15 protein-coding genes are annotated in these 17,397 nt (G+C 61.2%); 2 read left to right on the top strand and 13 right to left on the bottom strand.

Annotated features, from left to right (window positions below; all coding sequences use genetic code 11):
- Nucleotides 1-10 precede the first annotated feature (10 nt).
- Nucleotides 11-283 (top strand): DUF2160 domain-containing protein, encoded by a 273-nt coding sequence (locus HBO12_RS20960; RefSeq protein WP_029293327.1) that lies wholly within the window; start codon nt 11-13, stop codon nt 281-283.
- 38 nt (nt 284-321) lie between these two features.
- Nucleotides 322-2,064: an ABC transporter substrate-binding protein gene (locus tag HBO12_RS20955; protein ID WP_169954352.1), complete on the top strand. Its 1,743-nt coding sequence runs from the start codon at nt 322-324 to the stop codon at nt 2,062-2,064.
- 233 nt (nt 2,065-2,297) lie between these two features.
- On the opposite strand, the gene nuoN is transcribed toward HBO12_RS20955, so the two are convergent.
- The 13 genes from nuoN to HBO12_RS20890 form a co-directional block, all read right to left on the bottom strand.
- The gene (gene nuoN, locus HBO12_RS20950; RefSeq protein WP_029293335.1) at nt 2,298-3,761 is read right to left on the bottom strand and encodes an NADH-quinone oxidoreductase subunit NuoN; all 1,464 of its coding nucleotides are present in this window, start codon (nt 3,759-3,761) and stop codon (nt 2,298-2,300) included.
- A gap of 7 nt (nt 3,762-3,768) precedes the next feature.
- Nucleotides 3,769-5,301 carry an NADH-quinone oxidoreductase subunit M gene (gene nuoM / locus HBO12_RS20945; protein WP_029293337.1) on the bottom strand — a complete coding sequence of 511 codons (1,533 nt, stop codon included), beginning with the start codon at nt 5,299-5,301 and terminating at the stop codon, nt 3,769-3,771.
- A gap of 39 nt (nt 5,302-5,340) precedes the next feature.
- On the bottom strand, nt 5,341-7,194 hold the full coding sequence (gene nuoL / locus HBO12_RS20940; RefSeq protein WP_029293339.1) for an NADH-quinone oxidoreductase subunit L: 1,854 nt from the start codon (nt 7,192-7,194) through the stop codon (nt 5,341-5,343).
- Nucleotides 7,191-7,499, bottom strand: a complete 309-nt coding sequence (nuoK, locus tag HBO12_RS20935) for an NADH-quinone oxidoreductase subunit NuoK (RefSeq protein WP_003219560.1) — start codon at nt 7,497-7,499, stop codon at nt 7,191-7,193. Before nuoK ends, nuoL begins: the two co-directional genes overlap by 4 nt.
- A gap of 2 nt (nt 7,500-7,501) precedes the next feature.
- On the bottom strand, nt 7,502-8,005 hold the full coding sequence (nuoJ, locus tag HBO12_RS20930) for an NADH-quinone oxidoreductase subunit J (protein ID WP_017476146.1): 504 nt from the start codon (nt 8,003-8,005) through the stop codon (nt 7,502-7,504).
- Between the two features lie 9 nt (nt 8,006-8,014).
- Entirely contained in the window at nt 8,015-8,563 is a 549-nt protein-coding gene (nuoI, locus tag HBO12_RS20925; protein WP_003174725.1) for an NADH-quinone oxidoreductase subunit NuoI, read from the bottom strand.
- 11 nt (nt 8,564-8,574) lie between these two features.
- Nucleotides 8,575-9,582, bottom strand: a complete 1,008-nt coding sequence (gene nuoH, locus HBO12_RS20920) for an NADH-quinone oxidoreductase subunit NuoH (RefSeq protein ID WP_170043105.1) — start codon at nt 9,580-9,582, stop codon at nt 8,575-8,577.
- Nucleotides 9,579-12,293, bottom strand: a complete 2,715-nt coding sequence (nuoG, locus tag HBO12_RS20915; protein WP_170043104.1) for an NADH-quinone oxidoreductase subunit NuoG — start codon at nt 12,291-12,293, stop codon at nt 9,579-9,581. Before nuoG ends, nuoH begins: the two co-directional genes overlap by 4 nt.
- A 135-nt stretch (nt 12,294-12,428) precedes the next feature.
- On the bottom strand, nt 12,429-13,784 hold the full coding sequence (gene nuoF / locus HBO12_RS20910; protein ID WP_169954350.1) for an NADH-quinone oxidoreductase subunit NuoF: 1,356 nt from the start codon (nt 13,782-13,784) through the stop codon (nt 12,429-12,431).
- Nucleotides 13,781-14,278 (bottom strand): NADH-quinone oxidoreductase subunit NuoE, encoded by a 498-nt coding sequence (gene nuoE / locus HBO12_RS20905; protein WP_029293358.1) that lies wholly within the window; start codon nt 14,276-14,278, stop codon nt 13,781-13,783. Before nuoE ends, nuoF begins: the two co-directional genes overlap by 4 nt.
- A 2-nt stretch (nt 14,279-14,280) precedes the next feature.
- Nucleotides 14,281-16,065 carry an NADH-quinone oxidoreductase subunit C/D gene (nuoC, locus tag HBO12_RS20900; protein ID WP_090402815.1) on the bottom strand — a complete coding sequence of 595 codons (1,785 nt, stop codon included), beginning with the start codon at nt 16,063-16,065 and terminating at the stop codon, nt 14,281-14,283.
- A gap of 71 nt (nt 16,066-16,136) precedes the next feature.
- Nucleotides 16,137-16,811: a NuoB/complex I 20 kDa subunit family protein gene (locus tag HBO12_RS20895; protein ID WP_012724951.1), complete on the bottom strand. Its 675-nt coding sequence runs from the start codon at nt 16,809-16,811 to the stop codon at nt 16,137-16,139.
- A 10-nt stretch (nt 16,812-16,821) separates the two neighbouring features.
- Nucleotides 16,822-17,235 (bottom strand): NADH-quinone oxidoreductase subunit A, encoded by a 414-nt coding sequence (locus HBO12_RS20890; RefSeq protein WP_003219575.1) that lies wholly within the window; start codon nt 17,233-17,235, stop codon nt 16,822-16,824.
- Nucleotides 17,236-17,397: the final 162 nt, after the last annotated feature.

Raw genomic sequence — 17,397 nt, 5'->3', positions numbered from 1 at the left:
GGAAACGATGATGGAATGGATGGCCTGGACCACCCCGACTGCGCTGTTTTTTGCGGCGATTGCCCTGTTGCTGGCGGGCATGACCACGTGGGAATTGCGCTCGCCGAGCATCCCTCGGCGCGGTTTGTTACCGATCAGCACCACCCGTGGTGATCGCCTGTTTATCGGTCTTCTCGGGAGCGCCTACCTGCATCTGCTGGTGATTGGCGTAACCGGCTGGAGCATCTGGGTGGCGTCCGCGCTGTCTGTGGTGTGGCTGTTGTCTGTGATGCGTTGGGGATAGCCACAGGCATCCCTTTTGATCCCAACCAGGAGGTCTCTATGTTCGATAAAAACAATAAGCTGCGACATAGCATTTCATTGGCCGCAGTCTTGGCACTCAGCGGCCTGAGTGCTGCAGCCTGGGCCGATGCCTATGAAGATGCCGCGAAAAAGTGGATCGGCAGCGAGTTCAAACCGTCCACCCTCAGCGAAGCCCAGCAACTTGAAGAGTTGAAGTGGTTTATCAAGGCCGCCGAGCCGTTTCGTGGGATGAAGATCAATGTGGTGTCGGAAACCCTCACCACCCACGAGTACGAATCCAAGGTACTGGCTAAGGCCTTCAGTGAAATCACCGGGATCAAGCTGACCCACGACCTGCTGCAGGAAGGTGACGTGGTGGAAAAACTGCAGACCCAGATGCAGTCGGACAAGAACATCTATGACGGCTGGGTCAACGATTCCGACCTGATTGGTACGCACTTTCGCTATGGCAAGACCGAATCCATCACCGACCTGATGGCCAATGAAGGCAAGGACTTCACCTCGCCGACCCTGGACCTCAAGGACTTTATCGGCATCTCGTTTACCACTGCGCCGGACGGCAAGATCTACCAGTTGCCCGACCAGCAGTTCGCCAACCTGTACTGGTTTCGCGCCGACTGGTTCGAGCGGGCCGACCTCAAGGCCAAGTTCAAGGAGAAATACGGCTATGAACTGGGCGTGCCGGTGAACTGGTCGGCCTATGAAGATATCGCCAAGTTCTTCAGCGAAGACGTCAAGGAAATCGACGGCAAGCGCGTGTACGGCCATATGGACTACGGCAAGAAGGATCCGTCCCTGGGCTGGCGCTTTACCGATGCCTGGTTCTCCATGGCTGGAGGCGGCGACAAGGGCTTGCCCAATGGCTTGCCGGTGGACGAGTGGGGGATTCGGGTCGAGGACTGCCACCCGGTGGGTTCCAGCGTGACCCGTGGCGGCGACACCAACGGCCCGGCCGCGGTGTTTGCCACGCAGAAGTATGTCGACTGGATGCGCGCCTATGCGCCACCGGAAGCGGCGGGCATGACCTTCTCCGAATCCGGGCCGGTGCCGTCCCAAGGCAACATCGCCCAGCAGATCTTCTGGTACACCGCCTTTACCGCTGACATGACCAAACCCGGCCTGCCAGTGATGAACGCCGATGGCACGCCGAAGTGGCGCATGGCACCGTCGCCCCGCGGTCCGTATTGGGAGGAGGGCATGAAGCTGGGGTATCAGGACGTGGGCTCCTGGACCTTCCTCAAGTCCACGCCTGAGAAGCAAAAACTGGCAGCTTGGCTGTATGCGCAGTTCGTTACGTCGAAAACCGTGTCCTTGAAGAAAACCATCGTCGGCCTGACGCCGATCCGCGAATCGGACATCAACTCCCAGGCCATGACCGACCTGGCACCGAAACTTGGCGGCCTGGTGGAGTTCTATCGCAGCCCGGCGCGGGTGCAATGGACGCCGACCGGCACCAACGTGCCGGACTATCCACGCTTGGCCCAACTGTGGTGGAGCCACATCTCGGAAGCCGCCAGCGGCGAGAAAACCCCGCAACAGGCGCTGGATGGCCTGGCCAAGGACCAGGACGCCATCATGACGCGCCTGGAACGCTCCAAGGTGCAGCCGATCTGTGGGCCGAAGATGAACCCCGAGCGTGATGCCCAGTACTGGTTCGATCAGCCGGGCGCGCCCAAGCCGAAACTGGCGAACGAAAAGCCCAAGGGTGAAACCGTCAACTATGCCGACTTGCTCAAGTCCTGGGAGGCGGCACGTAAGTGAGGTAGGGCAGATAGCACAACGGCACCGTGAGGTGCCGTTTTTTGTGGTGTCGCTGCTGCCGCCATCGCGGGCAAGCCCGCTCCCACACTTGACCGTATTCTCATGATGAAACCGGATCAATGTGGGAGCGGGCTTGCCCGCGAAGGCGACGCCAGTGGCACCGCATATCTGCCCCCAGAAACGCAAAACGGCACCCAAGGGTGCCGTTCTGTTTACTGCTTGAGCCTAAGCGATCAACCCGCCATCACCGCATGCTGCACCAGGGTGAGCAACGGTTGTGGGTAGACACCCAGGAAAAACGCCAGCAGGGCAATGGCCAGCAGCATCACGCCACCGGCTTTCTGTTCCCAGTGCAGTTCGGCGTCCACACGGCGCAGGTTTGGCTCGATCAGGTACAGGGTGACCATCACGCGCAGGTAGTAGAACACGCCGATGGCGCTACCCAGTACCAGGGATGCCACCAGCCACCATTCGTGGGCTTCGACACCGGTCGCGACGATGTAGAACTTGCCGATAAAGCCTGCGGTCAGCGGGATACCAGCCAGGGACAGCATCATCACGGTCAGTACGGCGGTCAGGTACGGACGGCGCCAGAACAGGCCGCGGTATTCGTACAGGGCGTCGGCGTCACGGCCTTTGTAAGGCGAGGACATCAGGGTGATCACGCCGAACGCGCCGAGGCTGGTGATCACGTAGGTGACCAGGTACACGCCGATGGCTTCCACCGCCAGGCCCTTGCTCGCCACCAGAGCGATCAGCAGGTAGCCGAAGTGCGCGATGGACGAGTAACCCAGCAGACGCTTGAGGTTGTTCTGGGTCAGGGCCAGCAGGTTACCGAACAGGATCGACGCAATGGCGATCACGGTCAGTACGTCGCTCAGCACACCGGTGTTGGCGGCGGGGGAGATCTGGAACAGACGCACCATCACCGCAAACACTGCAACCTTCGACGCGGTAGCCAGGAACGCGGCTACCGGCGCCGGGGCGCCTTCGTACACGTCCGGGGTCCACAGGTGGAAGGGTACCAGCGACAGCTTGAACGCCAGGCCGATCAGCATCATGGCCAGGCCCAGTTGGGCGATTGGCGCAGGCATGCTGGTGGTGGCCAGGGCGTGACCGATACCGCTGAAGCTCAGGCTGCCGGCTTCGGCGTAGAGCAAGGCCATACCGAACAACAGGAACGCGGAACCTGCGGCCGACAGCACCATGTACTTGATGCCGGCTTCCAGGGAGCGCTTGTTGAAGAAGGCGTAGGCCACCAGGCCGTAGGTCGGGATCGACAGCAGTTCCAGGCCGATGAACAAGCCGGCCAGGTGCTGCGCGCTGACCAGCACGATACCGCCGGCCGCAGCCAGCAGGATCAGCAGGTACAGCTCTTCGCGGTTGCCCGGGTAGCCGGTGCCGCCCTCGCCGAGGTAGGCGTGGGCGAGGGTGACGCAGGCCAGTGTCGCAACCAGGATCAACGCGGTGTACAGCAGCGCGAAGTCATCGATCATGACCAGCGGGGTCACCGCCAGCGGGGCTACCTTGAGTGCCGGGATAATCGACAGCAAGGCCAGGTTCAGGCCTGCGGTGGACAGCAGGAACGTCTGTGAGTGATTGCGGCGCCAGGCGATTGCCAGCATCACCACCACAATGGTGAGGCTGGTAATCAGCAGCGGCGCAAGCGCGATAAAGTGTTGGATCGTGAATTCCATAGCGCTCTTACCGGGCCGAAGCGAGTTGAGTGAAGGCGGTGCTCAACCACTGCTGCACGCCATGCATCGTGGCGGCAGAGGTGTCGAGGAACGGTTGCGGATACACGCCGATATACACCAGCAATACCGCAAGGCCGAGCACCATGATCAGTTCGCGAGCATCCATCCCTTTGAGGACGGCGTCCGACTTGGTCGGGCCGAAGTAGGCACGGTGGATCATGATCAGCGAGTACACCGAACCGAACACCAGGCCGGAGGTGGCGATCGCGGTGATCCATGGCGCACTGACGAAGCTGCCCATCAGGATCAGGAACTCGCCGACGAAGTTACCGGTACCCGGCAAGCCCAGGGACGCAGCGGCAAAGAACAGGCTGATCGCCGGCAAGTAGGCGATACGCGACCAGATGCCGCCCATTTCACGCATGTCACGGGTGTGCAGGCGCTCGTACAGTTGGCCACTGAGGATAAACAGTGCGGCTGCCGAAACACCGTGGGCCAGCATCTGGATCACCGCGCCTTGCAACGCCAGCTGGCTGCCGGAGTAGATGCCGATCAGTACGAAACCCATGTGGGAAACGGACGAGAAGGCAATCAGGCGCTTGATGTCGGTTTGGGCGAAGGCGAGGAACGCACCGTAGAAGATCCCGATCAGGCCCAGGGTCATGGCAATCGGCGCGAACTCGGCCGAAGCATTCGGGAACAGCGGCAGGGCGAAACGCAGCAGGCCGTAGGCCGCCGTCTTCAACAGGATACCGGCCAGGTCCACGGAACCTGCGGTGGGCGCCTGGGCGTGAGCGTCAGGCAACCAGGAGTGGAACGGCACCACCGGCAGTTTCACCGCGAAGGCGATGAAGAAACCGAGCATGAGGATGTACTCGGTGGTCATCGACATCTTGGTTTTCAACAGGTCGGCGTAGTTGAAGGTAATCACGCCGGTGTTGTTGAAGTTGACCAGGACCAGGCCCAGGATCGCCACCAACATGATCAGGCCGGAAGCCTGGGTGAAGATGAAGAACTTGGTCGCCGCGTAGATCCGGGTTTTCTTGCCGTCCGAAGAACTGTGACCCCAGAGCGCGATGAGGAAGTACATCGGCACCAGCATCATTTCCCAGAAGAAGAAGAACATGAACAGGTCCAGCGCAAGGAACACGCCGACAACGCCGCCCAGGATCCACATCAGGTTCAGGTGGAAGAAGCCCACGTGACGCTCGATTTCTTTCCAGGAGCAGAGTACCGAGAGGATACCCAGCAGGCCGGTCAGCAGGATCATCAGCAGCGACAGGCCATCGAGGGCCAGGTGCACGTTGATGCCGAAGCGTTCGATCCAGACGTGCTTGAATTCAAGCGCGAAGGTTGGATCGACACCCGGTGCCGGAGCAAATGAATAGTCGCCATGGGCCCACAGCCAGAGGCCGAGTGCGAGTTCCAGGGACATGGTCAGCAACGCAATCCAGCGGGGCAGGGTAGCGCCGAAGCGCTCGCCCATCCAGCAGAGCAGGCCGCCGATAAAGGGGATCAGGATTAGCCAGGGCAGAATCATGACGGGCTCGTTTCCTTTCGCAAGTTCGCAAAGTTCATATCAGACCGCTACCACTACGATGGCGCCGATCACCAACACGGCACCGGCCGCCATGGAAGCTGCATACCAACGCAATTGGCCGGTCTCGGTGCGGCTCAGGGCGGTGTGGCCGGCCTTGGCGGCACGCGGGATCAAACCGATGGTCTGGTCGAGCGGGTCTTTGCGCAGTACATGGCTGATCGCAAGGTAAGGCTTGACGAACAGTTTGTCGTAGATCCAGTCGAAGCCCCAGGCGGCGAACCACCAGGCCGAAAGGAAGCGGCCAATGCCACTGTTGGCCACGGCGGTCACGAAGCGACGCTTGCCGAGGAACAACATGGCCGCCAGCAGGATACCGGCGATGGCGATGGCGCCCGAGGCGATTTCCAGGCTGTGCTTGGCGTCGCCGCCGGCATGCCCGACGCTTTGTGGCAGTACGCCAGCCAGTGGCGGAGTGATCATGGCGCCGACGAAGGTCGACAGGATGATCAGCACCGACAGCGGCAGCCAGTGGGAAATGCCGTGGCCTGCGTGGGCTTCGGTCTTGGCTTCACCGTGGAACGTGATGAAGATCAGGCGGAAGGTGTACAGCGAGGTCATGAACGCGCCAACCAGACCGGCGTACAGCAGGCCCTGGTTACCGCTGGCAAAGGCTTCCCAGAGGATTTCGTCTTTGGAGTAGAAACCTGCGGTCACCAGTGGCAGGGCTGCCAGCGCGGCACCACCGACGATGAAGCTGGCGTAGGCCAACGGCAGTTTCTTCCACAGGCCGCCCATCTTGAAGATGTTCTGCTCGTGGTGGCAGGCAACGATCACCGCACCGGACGCCAGGAACAGCAGGGCCTTGAAGAAGGCGTGGGTCATCAGGTGGAAGATTGCGCCGTCCCAGGCGCCGACGCCCAGGGCCAGGAACATGTAGCCGATCTGGCTCATGGTCGAGTAGGCGAGGATCCGCTTGATGTCGGTCTGCACCAGCGCGGCGAAGCCGGCCAGCACCAGGGTCACGCCGCCCACCAGGCCCACCAGGTGCAGGATTTCCGGCGCCAGGGTGAACAGGCCGTGGGTACGGGCGATCAGGTACACACCGGCGGTCACCATGGTGGCGGCGTGGATCAGTGCCGACACCGGGGTAGGACCGGCCATGGCGTCTGCCAGCCAGGTTTGCAGTGGCAGTTGCGCCGATTTACCGACAGCGCCGCCCAGCAGCATCAGGGTCGCCAGGGTGATCCAGAAGTCGCCGACCTGGAATTTCTGCGGTGCCAGCACCAGCAGTTCCTGGATATTCAGCGTGCCCACCTGTTGGAACAGGATGAACAGGCCGATGGCCATGAACACGTCGCCGATCCGGGTCACGACAAAGGCCTTGAGGGCCGCGTTCCCGTTGTTGCGGTTGCTGTAGTAGAAACCGATCAACAGGTACGAGCACAGGCCCACGCCTTCCCAGCCGAAGTACAGGAACAACAGGTTATCGCCCAGCACCAGGAACAGCATGCTGGCGATAAACAGGTTGGTGTAGGCGAAGAAGCGCGAATAACCGGCCTCACCGCGCATGTACCAGGACGCGAACAGGTGGATCAGGAAACCCACGCCCACCACCACGCCGAGCATGGTGATCGACAGGCCGTCGACGTAGAGGGCGAAGTCAGGCTTGAAGCCCTCGACCGCCATCCATTGCCACAGCACCAGGGTGTAGTGACCGGCTTCGGGCGGCGCCACGTTGAACTGCCAGATGACGTAGGCGGCGACAATCGCCGACAGGCCAATGGAACCCACGCCGACCAGGGCCGAGAGGTTTTCCGACCAGCGTCCACGGGAGAACGACAGCAGCAGGAAACCGATCAGGGGAAATACGAAAGTCAGAAAGATCATGTTCATCCGCGCATCTCACTGGCAGCGTCGATATCAAGCGTGTGGAAGCGACGATACAGCTGCAACAGGATCGCCAGGCCAATACTGGCCTCGGCGGCTGCCAGGCTGATCACCAGGATGAACATCACTTGCCCATCCGGCTGGCCCCAACGGCTGCCCGCCACGATGAAGGCCAGTGCGGCAGCGTTCATCATGATTTCCAGGCTCATCAACACGAACAGAATGTTGCGGCGAACCATCAGGCCGACCAGGCCAAGGCAGAACAGGATGCCGGCGACCGCCAGACCATGCTCCAAAGGGATAGCAGGCATCGTCATTGCTCCTTGGCTTCGTTGCGGCCCAAGTGGAAGGCGGTGATGGCTGCCGCGAGCAGCAGCATCGAAGCCAGTTCGACCACCAGCAGGTACGGGCCAAACAGGCTGATGCCCACGGCCTTGGCGTCTACGGTGGTGTGGCCGATGGCCTGGCCGCTCTGGTGAGCGAACAGCACATACAGCAGTTCAGCCAGCAGCAGCGCTGCCAGGATCACCGGGCCAAGCCAGATGCCGGGCTTGAGCCAGACGCGTTCCTGGGCGACCGAAGCCGGCCCCAGGTTGAGCATCATCACCACAAACACGAACAGCACCATGATGGCGCCAGCGTAGGCGATCACTTCCAGCACACCGGCGAACGGTGCGCCGAGGCTGAAAAAGGTCATGGCCACGGCGATCAGCGAAATGATCAGGTAGAGCAGGGCGTGCACGGGGTTGGTGTTGGTGATCACGCGAAGCGTGGACACCACTGCAATACCCGATGCGAAATAGAAAGCGAATTCCATCTTTCTTCCTTAAGGCAGCAAGCTCTTCACGTTGATCGGCTCGGCTTCGTTTTGTGCGGCGCCTTTCGGCTTACCGGCAACGGCCATACCTGCAACACGATAGAAGTTGTAATCAGGGTTTTTACCGGGACCAGAGATCAGCAGATCTTCTTTCTCGTACACCAGGTCCTGACGTTTGAACTCGGCCATCTCGAAATCCGGTGTCAGCTGGATCGCGGTGGTCGGGCAAGCTTCCTCGCAGAGGCCGCAGAAAATGCAGCGCGAGAAGTTGATGCGGAAGAAGTCCGGGTACCAGCGACCGTCTTCGGTTTCAGCTTTCTGCAGGGAGATACAGCCAACCGGGCACGCCACGGCGCACAGGTTGCAGGCTACGCAACGCTCTTCGCCATCGGGGTCGCGGGTCAGTACGATCCGGCCGCGATAGCGCGGCGGCAGGTACACCGCTTCTTCCGGGTATTGCAGGGTGTCGCGTTTGCGAAAGCCGTGACCGAACACCATCACCAGGCTTCGCAACTGGGTACCGGTACCCTTAACGATGTCGCCAATATATTTGAACATGGGTCAAATCCTCACTGAACCGCGCCCGCTGGCGTGTTCAACAACACAACGGCAGCAGTCACCAGCAAATTGATCAGGGTCAGCGGCAGGCAGAAGCGCCAGCTGAAATCCATCACCTGGTCGTATCGTGGGCGCGGAATGGAAGCGCGCAGCAGGATAAACAACATGATGAAGAACGCGGTCTTCAGGAAGAACCAGAAGAACGCCAACTGCGGCAGGATGCCGAACGGACCGTGCCAGCCGCCGAAGAACAGCGTGACCAGCAGGGCCGAGATCAAGATGATGCCGATGTACTCACCGACGAAGAACATGCCCCATTTCATGCCGGCGTATTCGATGTGGTAGCCGTCGGCCAGTTCCTGTTCCGCTTCCGGCTGGTCGAAGGGGTGACGGTGAGTCACGGCCACGCCAGCGATGAAGAAGGTACAGAAGCCGAAGAACTGCGGAATGATGAACCACAGGTTCTGAGCCTGGTAGTCGACGATGTCGCGCATGTTGAACGAGCCCACCTGCACCACGATGCCCATCAGCGCCAGGCCCATGAACACTTCGTAGGACACAGTCTGGGCCGAGGCCCGCAAGCTGCCCAGCAGGGCGAACTTGTTGTTACTGGCCCAGCCGGCGAACAGCACCGCATAGACCGACAAACCGGCCATGGCGAAGAAGAACAGCAAGCCGATGTTCAGGTCCGCCACGCCCCAGGTCGGGGTGATCGGGATGATCGCGAAGGCGATCAGCAAGGCGCTCATGGCCACGACCGGTGCCAGGGTGAAGATCACCTTATCGGCAAACGGCGGGGTCCAGTCTTCCTTGAAGAACATTTTCAGCATGTCGGCGGCGATCTGGAACATACCAAATGGGCCAACGCGGTTCGGACCGTAACGGTCCTGCCACCAGCCCAGCAGGCGACGTTCGACGAAGCTGAGCAGGGCGCCCGCGACGACCACGGCCAACAGGATCACGATAGCCTTGACGACCGAGATGATCACGTCGATCACTTCAGGGGTGAACCAGGTCATTGCGCTGCCTCCTGCAGACCGTCAACGGTTTGGCCAAAGATCGCAGGAGGAATCCCGGCGAGGCCTTTTGGCAGTGCAACCAGGCCAGCACCCAGCTCGTCGTTGATGCGCAGCGGCAGACGCAGGGTCTGGCCGGCTACGTTCAAGCTCAGCAGGGCACCGTCGTTGACGCCCAGGCGATCGGCTTCGGACTTGGCCACGGATACGTAGGCGGCGGGAATGCGCTGTTGCACCGGCGCGGCCTTGGAAGAGGTCTCTTCGCTGCCGAACAGGTGGAAGAACGGCACAACCTGCCAGGTGCCCTGGGCCGGGTTGAACGGACGCGGTACTGCAGCGAACCAGTTCAGCGAATCACCAGTGCTTTCGATCAGGCGGGTGCCCGGGTCGCCAGCGCGGATATGACCACCGACTTCGTCCTGGAACTTGTTCCAGGCCTGCGGCGAGTTCCAGCCCGGCGACCAGGCAAACGGCACCTGCTGACGGGGCTCGACCGAACCCGAGTAACCTTCCATGGAGAAGGCGAACGCGGTGTCGTTGTCTTGTGGGGTACGCGGTTCGTGCACGCTGATATCAGCACGCATGGCGGTACGCCCGGAATAACGCAGCGGTTCACGGGCCAGCTTCATGCCCTTGATACGGAACGCGGCGGACGGTGCGGCGTCGACGATACGCGCCAGTTGCGGTGCGCTCGCGGCGACGGCTGCGGTGACGTGGTCGAGCTGGGTCCAGTCGATCGGCTGGTTCAGCAGGGTCGCGCGCAGGGCGTGCAGCCAGCGCCAGCCTTCGTGAACCAGGATGCTGGCGTCCATGTACTTCGGATCGAACACTTGGAAGAAGCGCTGGGCGCGGCCTTCCTGGCTGACCAGGGTCCCGTCGCCTTCGGCGAAGCTTGCGGCTGGCAAGACCAGATGGGCACGGTCGCTTGTCGCGGTCTTCTGGTGATCGGCGACGATCAGCACTTTGGCAGCACTCAGCGCGGCATCGACCTTGCCCGCATCGGTGCGGGTGTACAGGTCGTTTTCCAGCACCACGATGGCGTCGGCACTGCCGTCGATCACGGCTTGCAGGGCGCTGTCCAGGGACTCGCCACCGAGCATGGCCAGGCCAAGGCTGTTGGCTTCCGGCACGATCAGGCTGATGGAGCCGTTCTTCTCGCGCAGCTTGAGGGCCTTGGCGATGTTGGCGGCGGCTTCGATCAGCGCCTTGGAACCCAACGAGGTACCGGCAATGATCAAAGGACGCTTGGCCGCGAGCAGGGCGTCGGCAATACGCTGGGCCAGGGCCACGGCTTCTGCGTCCAGGCCTTCGACGGCAGGGGCGCTGGCGTCGAGGGCGTGGGCCACGGCGAAACCGATACGGGCCAGGTCGTCAGGTGCTGCGTGCACGCATTCTTCAGCGATATCGTCGAGCTTGGTTTCGGCAAGGCTTGCGATAAACAGCGGGTTCAGCGCGTGCTGGCCGATGTTTTTCACCGCAGCGTCGAGCCAAGGCTGTACGCGCATGGCGTCGGCCATTTCTTCGGCCTTGCCTTTGACCGACTGGCGCAGGGACAGCGCGATACGCGCGGCGGTCTGGGTCAGGTCTTCACCGAGCACGAAGATTGCGTCGTGGTCTTCGATGTCGCGCATGTTCGGTACTGGCAGCGGGCTGTCATTGAGCACCTGCAGGACCAGGCGGATACGCTCCAGCTCGCCGGCTTCGATACCGCTGTAGAAGTGCTCGGCACCCACCAGTTCACGCAGCGCGTAGTTGCTTTCGAGGCTGGCGCGTGGCGAACCGATACCGACGATGTTGCGCCCGCGCAGCAGGTCGGCGGCTTTGTCCAGCGCCTCGTCCAGGCTTAGCTTGGCGCCATCGGCCAGCAATGGCTGGCGAGGACGGTCTTCGCGGTTGACGTAGCCATAGCCGAAGCGGCCACGGTCGCACAGGAAGTACTGGTTGACCGAACCGTTGAAGCGGTTTTCGATGCGACGCAGTTCGCCGTAGCGCTCGCCCGGGGAGATGTTGCAACCGCTGGAGCAGCCATGGCAGATGCTCGGCGAGAACTGCATGTCCCACTTGCGGTTGTAGCGCTCGGAGTGAGTCTTGTCGGTGAACACACCGGTCGGGCAGACCTCGGTGAGGTTGCCGGAGAACTCGCTTTCCAGGACGCCATCTTCAACGCGCCCGAAGTACACGTTGTCATGGGCGCCGAATACGCCCAGGTCGGTGCCGCCGGCGTAGTCTTTATAGAAGCGTACGCAGCGGTAGCAGGCGATGCAGCGGTTCATTTCGTGGGAAATGAACGGGCCGAGGTCCTGGTTCTGGTGGGTACGCTTGGTGAAGCGATAACGGCGCTCGTTGTGGCCGGTCATCACCGTCATGTCTTGCAGGTGGCAGTGACCGCCTTCCTCACAGACCGGGCAGTCGTGGGGGTGGTTGGTCATCAGCCATTCGACAACGCTGGCGCGAAACGCCTTGGACTCATCATCGTCGATGGAAATCCAGGTGTTGTCGGTGGCCGGCGTCATGCAGGACATGACGATACGACCACGGGTGTCGTTTTCATCGGTGTACTGCTTGACCGCACACTGGCGACAGGCACCGACGCTACCAAGCGCGGGGTGCCAGCAGAAATAAGGGATGTCGAGGCCTAGTGACAGACACGCCTGTAACAGGTTGTCCGCCCCATCGACTTCGAGCGCTTTGCCGTCTACGTGGATAGTGGCCATGGTTCAAAGTTCTTCGTTGGCCCGTTGTCAGCGGGCGTGGCTAATGGAATCTTGTTATTCATGTGCATCAACACAGCCTTCACGGCGTCAGCACATGACAAGGCGAAGGGCACGGACCCTTCGCCTATTGAAGCGTTACGCGCCGACTACGATCGGCTTTGCCAGAGGCGGGACGGCGGCGCTTTTGGGCGCGATGCCGGCTTCGAACTCCGAGCGGAAGTACTTGATTGCACTGCCCAGTGGCTCCACGGCGCCCGGTGCGTGAGCACAGAAGGTCTTGCCAGGGCCGAGGAAACCGACCAGGCCCAGCAGGGTTTCGATATCCCCCGGCTGGCCTTCGCCTTTCTCGATCGCCATCAGGAGCTTGACGCTCCATGGCAAGCCATCGCGGCACGGGGTGCAGAAACCACAGGATTCGCGAGCGAAGAACTGCTCCATGTTGCGCAGCAGCGAGACCATGTTCACGGTGTTGTCCACCGCCATCGCCAGGCCGGTACCCATCCGGGTGCCCACCTTGCCGATGCCGCCGGCATACATCTGTGCGTCGAGGTGCTCGGGCAACAGGAAACCGGTGCCGGCGCCGCCTGGCTGCCAGGCCTTGAGGGTGTAGCCGTCGCGCATGCCGCCGGCGTAGTCCTCGAACAGCTCGCGGGCGGTCACGCCGAATGGCAGTTCCCACAGGCCAGGGTTCTTGACCTTGCCGGAGAAGCCCATGAGCTTGGTGCCCATGTCTTCGCTGCCTTCGCGGGCCAGGGATTTGTACCAGTCCACGCCGTCGGCGATGATCGCCGGCACGTTGCACAGGGTCTCGACGTTGTTCACGCACGTAGGCTTGCCCCACACGCCAACGGCGGCGGGGAAGGGCGGCTTGGAGCGCGGGTTGGCGCGGCGGCCTTCGAGGGAGTTGATCAGTGCGGTTTCTTCACCGCAGATGTAACGCCCGGCGCCGGTGTGCACGAACAACTCGAAGTCAAAACCCGAACCGAGGATGTTCTTGCCCAACAGGCCTGCGGCCTTGGCTTCGGCCACGGCACGGTTCAGGTGTTTGGCGGCGGTGGTGTATTCGCCCCGCAGGAAGATGTAGCCCCGGTAGGTTTTCAGCGCGCGGGCGCTGATCAGCATGCCTTCGATCAGCAGATGGGGCAGTTGCTCCATCAGCATGCGGTCTTTCCAGGTGTTGGGCTCCATTTCATCGGCGTTACACAACAGGTAACGGATGTTGATGGATTCATCTTTTGGCATCAGGCCCCACTTCACGCCCGTGGGGAAGCCTGCGCCGCCGCGACCTTTGAGGCCAGCGTCCTTCACGGTCTGGACGATATCGTCCTGAGCCATGTCGGCAAAGGCTTTGCGCGCAGCGGCGTAACCGTTCTTGGCCTGGTACTCGTCAAGCCATACAGGCTCGCCGTCGTCACGCAGGCGCCAGGTCAGCGGGTGGGTTTCGGCCGAACGCTTGATCAGGTTGGCCGGGCCAAAGGAAGTCAGGGTCATGGGTAGCCCTCGAGCAATTGGGTGACGCCAGAGGCCTGCACGTCGCCGAATGTGTCGTCGTCGATCATCAACGCCGGCGCTTTGTCGCAGTTGCCCAGGCAGCATACCGGCAGCAGCGTGAAGCGCCCGTCTGCAGTGGTCTGGCCCAGGCCGATGCCCAGCTTGCTCTGGATCGCGTCGACCACTGACTCGTGGCCACCGATGTAGCAGACCATGCTGTCGCACACGCGAATGATGTGGCGGCCGACCGGCTGGCGGAAGATCTGGCTGTAGAACGTCGCCACGCCTTCCACATCGCTGGCCGGGATGCCGAGGATCTCGCCGATGGCGTAGAGGGCGCCGTCGGGCACCCAGCCACGTTCCTTCTGGACGATCTTCAAGGCTTCGATCGACGCCGCGCGCGGGTCTTCGTAGTGATGCAGCTCGTGCTCGATGGCCGAGCGCTCGGTTTCACTCAAGGTGAAGCGGTCTGTCTGGATAAGCGTGCTGTTCATGCTTAGCGGTCCACGTCGGCCATAACGAAATCGATACTACCCAGGTACGCAATCAAGTCCGCGACCATCTCGCCTTTGATCACCGAAGGGATCTGCTGCAAGTGGGCGAAGCTTGGGGTACGAATCCGGGTGCGGTAGCTCATGGTGCCGCCATCGCTCGTCAGGTAATAACTGTTGATACCCTTGGTCGCTTCGATCATCTGGAAGGACTCGTTGGCCGGCATCACCGGGCCCCACGAGACTTGCAGGAAGTGCGTGATCAGGGTTTCGATGTGCTGCAGGGTGCGCTCTTTTGGCGGCGGCGTGGTCAGCGGGTGATCCGCTTTGTACGGGCCTGCCGGCATGTTGCGCATGCACTGCTCGATGATTTTCAGGCTCTGGCGCATTTCTTCGACGCGCACGATGCAACGGTCGTAGGCATCACCATTGGCTGCCAGCGGAACTTCGAACTCGAAGTTCTCATAGCCGGAGTACGGGCGCGCCTTGCGCAGGTCGAAGTCGCAACCGGTGGATCGCAGGCCAGCACCGGTGACGCCCCATTCCAGGGCCTCTTTGGTGTTGTAGGCAGCGACGCCGATGGTCCGGCCCTTGAGAATACTGTTGTCCAGCGCAGCCTTTTGGTACTCGTCCAGACGCTTGGGCATCCAGTCGATGAATTCCTTGACCAGGCGCTCCCAGCCGTTCGGCAGGTCGTGGGCCACACCGCCGATGCGGTACCAGGCCGGGTGCAGGCGAAAGCCCGTGATGGCTTCGATGACCTTGTACGCACGCTGACGGTCGGTGAAGGTGAAGAACACCGGGGTCATGGCGCCGACGTCCTGGATATAGGTACCCAGGAACAGCAGGTGGCTGGTGATCCGGAAGAACTCGGCCATCATGATGCGGATGGTGTCGACGCGGTCTGGCACCTTGATGCCCGCCAGCTTCTCGACCGAGAGCACGTACGGCAGGTTGTTCATCACGCCGCCGAGGTAGTCGATACGGTCGGTGTACGGGATGAAGCTGTGCCAGGACTGGCGCTCGGCCATTTTCTCGGCACCACGGTGGTGGTAGCCGATGTCCGGCACGCAGTCGACGATTTCTTCGCCGTCCAGTTGCAGGATGATACGGAAGGCTCCGTGGGCCGAAGGGTGGTTCGGGCCCAGGTTGAGGAACATGTAGTCCTCGTTGGTGCCGGAACGCTTCATGCCCCAGTCTTCCGGACGGAAGCGCGCGGCTTCTTCTTCAAGCTGCTGTTTGGCCAGGTTGAGGCTGAACGGATCGAATTCGGTGGCGCGGGCAGGGAAGTCCTTGCGCAGCGGGTGACCTTCCCAGGTCGGCGGCATCATGATGCGCGTCAGGTGCGGGTGGCCCGGGAAATCGATCCCGAACATGTCCCAGACTTCACGCTCGTACCAGCTGGCGTTCGGCCAGATACCGGTCACGGTCGGGATGCTCAGGTCGCTTTCCGAGAGGGCGACCTTGATCATCACGTCGCTGTTACGTTCCAGCGACATCAGGTGATAGAACACGGTGAAGTCGGCGCCGCTCGGCAGCCCCTGGCGCTTGGTGCGCAGACGCTCGTCCACGCCATGCAGGTCATAGAGCATGACGTACGGCTTGGGCAGGTTGCGCAGGAAGGTCAGGACTTCGACGAGCTTGGCGCGCGCCACCCACAGCACCGGCATACCGGTGCGTGTGGCCTGGGCGGTGAAGGCGTCAGGGCCAAAACGGTTATTGAGTTCGACGACCACATCCTGGTCGTCTGCCTTATAAGGCGGGATATACAGAGCACTGCCTGTAGTCATGGTTTTTTATCGCTTTCGGTCAACGTAAAGAATGAGGCCAGGTTTTCGTTCTATAAAAGAAGCGGGCTGGATCAGACTTCGTCGGGGCTGCGCAGGTTGGTGACTGCGATTCGCTGTTCGCGGCGCTGTTCCTTTTGCGAAGGCATCTCGGCGCGGTACACGCCTTGATCGCCGACGACCCAGGACAGTGGGCGACGCTCCTTGCCAATCGATTCCTGCAACAGCATCAGGCCTTGCAGGAAAGCTTCAGGGCGGGGCGGGCAGCCAGGCACGTAAACGTCCACAGGCAGGAACTTGTCCACCCCCTGAACTACGGAATAGATGTCGTACATGCCACCGGAGTTGGCGCACGAACCCATGGAGATAACCCACTTCGGCTCGAGCATTTGCTCGTAGAGACGCTGGATGATCGGCGCCATCTTGATAAAGCAGGTGCCGGCGATAACCATGAAATCCGCCTGGCGCGGTGATGCCCGGATAACTTCGGCGCCAAAGCGCGCGATGTCGTGGGGCGCCGTGAAGGCGGTGGTCATTTCCACGTAGCAGCACGAAAGGCCGAAGTTGTACGGCCACAGGGAATTCTTGCGCCCCCAGTTGACCGCGCCACTCAGCACGTCTTCCAGCTTGCCCATGTAGATGTTTTTGTGGACTTGGTCTTCTAACGGATCGGAGACGGTTTCCCGTTCGCCGATGGGGTACTGATCGTTAGGAGCATCCGGGTCGATCCTGGTGAGATTGTATTGCATCGCCAAAGCCTCATTGTTTCAGCTTCGCTTGCCGCTTGCGACGAGCTTCCGGAGCCCAGTCAAGGGCGCCCACTCGAAATAGGTAGACAAGGCCTGCCAACAGAATTGCTATGAAAACGAGGGCTTCGACGAATCCGGTCCAGCCGCTTTCGCGGACGGACACAGACCAGGCAAAGAGAAAGAGGGCTTCGATATCGAAGATCACGAACAACATCGCGACCAGATAGAATTTGGCTGAGAGCCGCAAGCGGGCGCCACCTGTAGGTAGCATGCCGGACTCGAACGGTTCGTTTTTGCTGCGGCCCCAGGCTTTTGACCCGAGAAGGCTGGAGACACCGAGCATGAAGGCGCAGAGGCCGACAACACCGAGGAGGAAAATGGCAAAGCCCCAGTTGTGGGCCATGAGTCCTGTCGCTTCGGTCATGCTGGAAATCCTTAACAGAGAGCAAAGGTCTCTGAGCTCGAAAAAGTAACGACGCAGTGACGATATGTCGCAGCGCAATCAATCGCGGTGATTTTATGGCTAAACACCTAGCAAGTAAAATTCCTGTAGCTAAATTATTCGCTGAAATAAGGACATAGTGCA

This window comes from Pseudomonas sp. WS 5059 (assembly GCF_012985525.1).
Classification (GTDB): domain Bacteria; phylum Pseudomonadota; class Gammaproteobacteria; order Pseudomonadales; family Pseudomonadaceae; genus Aquipseudomonas.
This window is presented reverse-complemented; position numbering and strand designations above follow the sequence as displayed.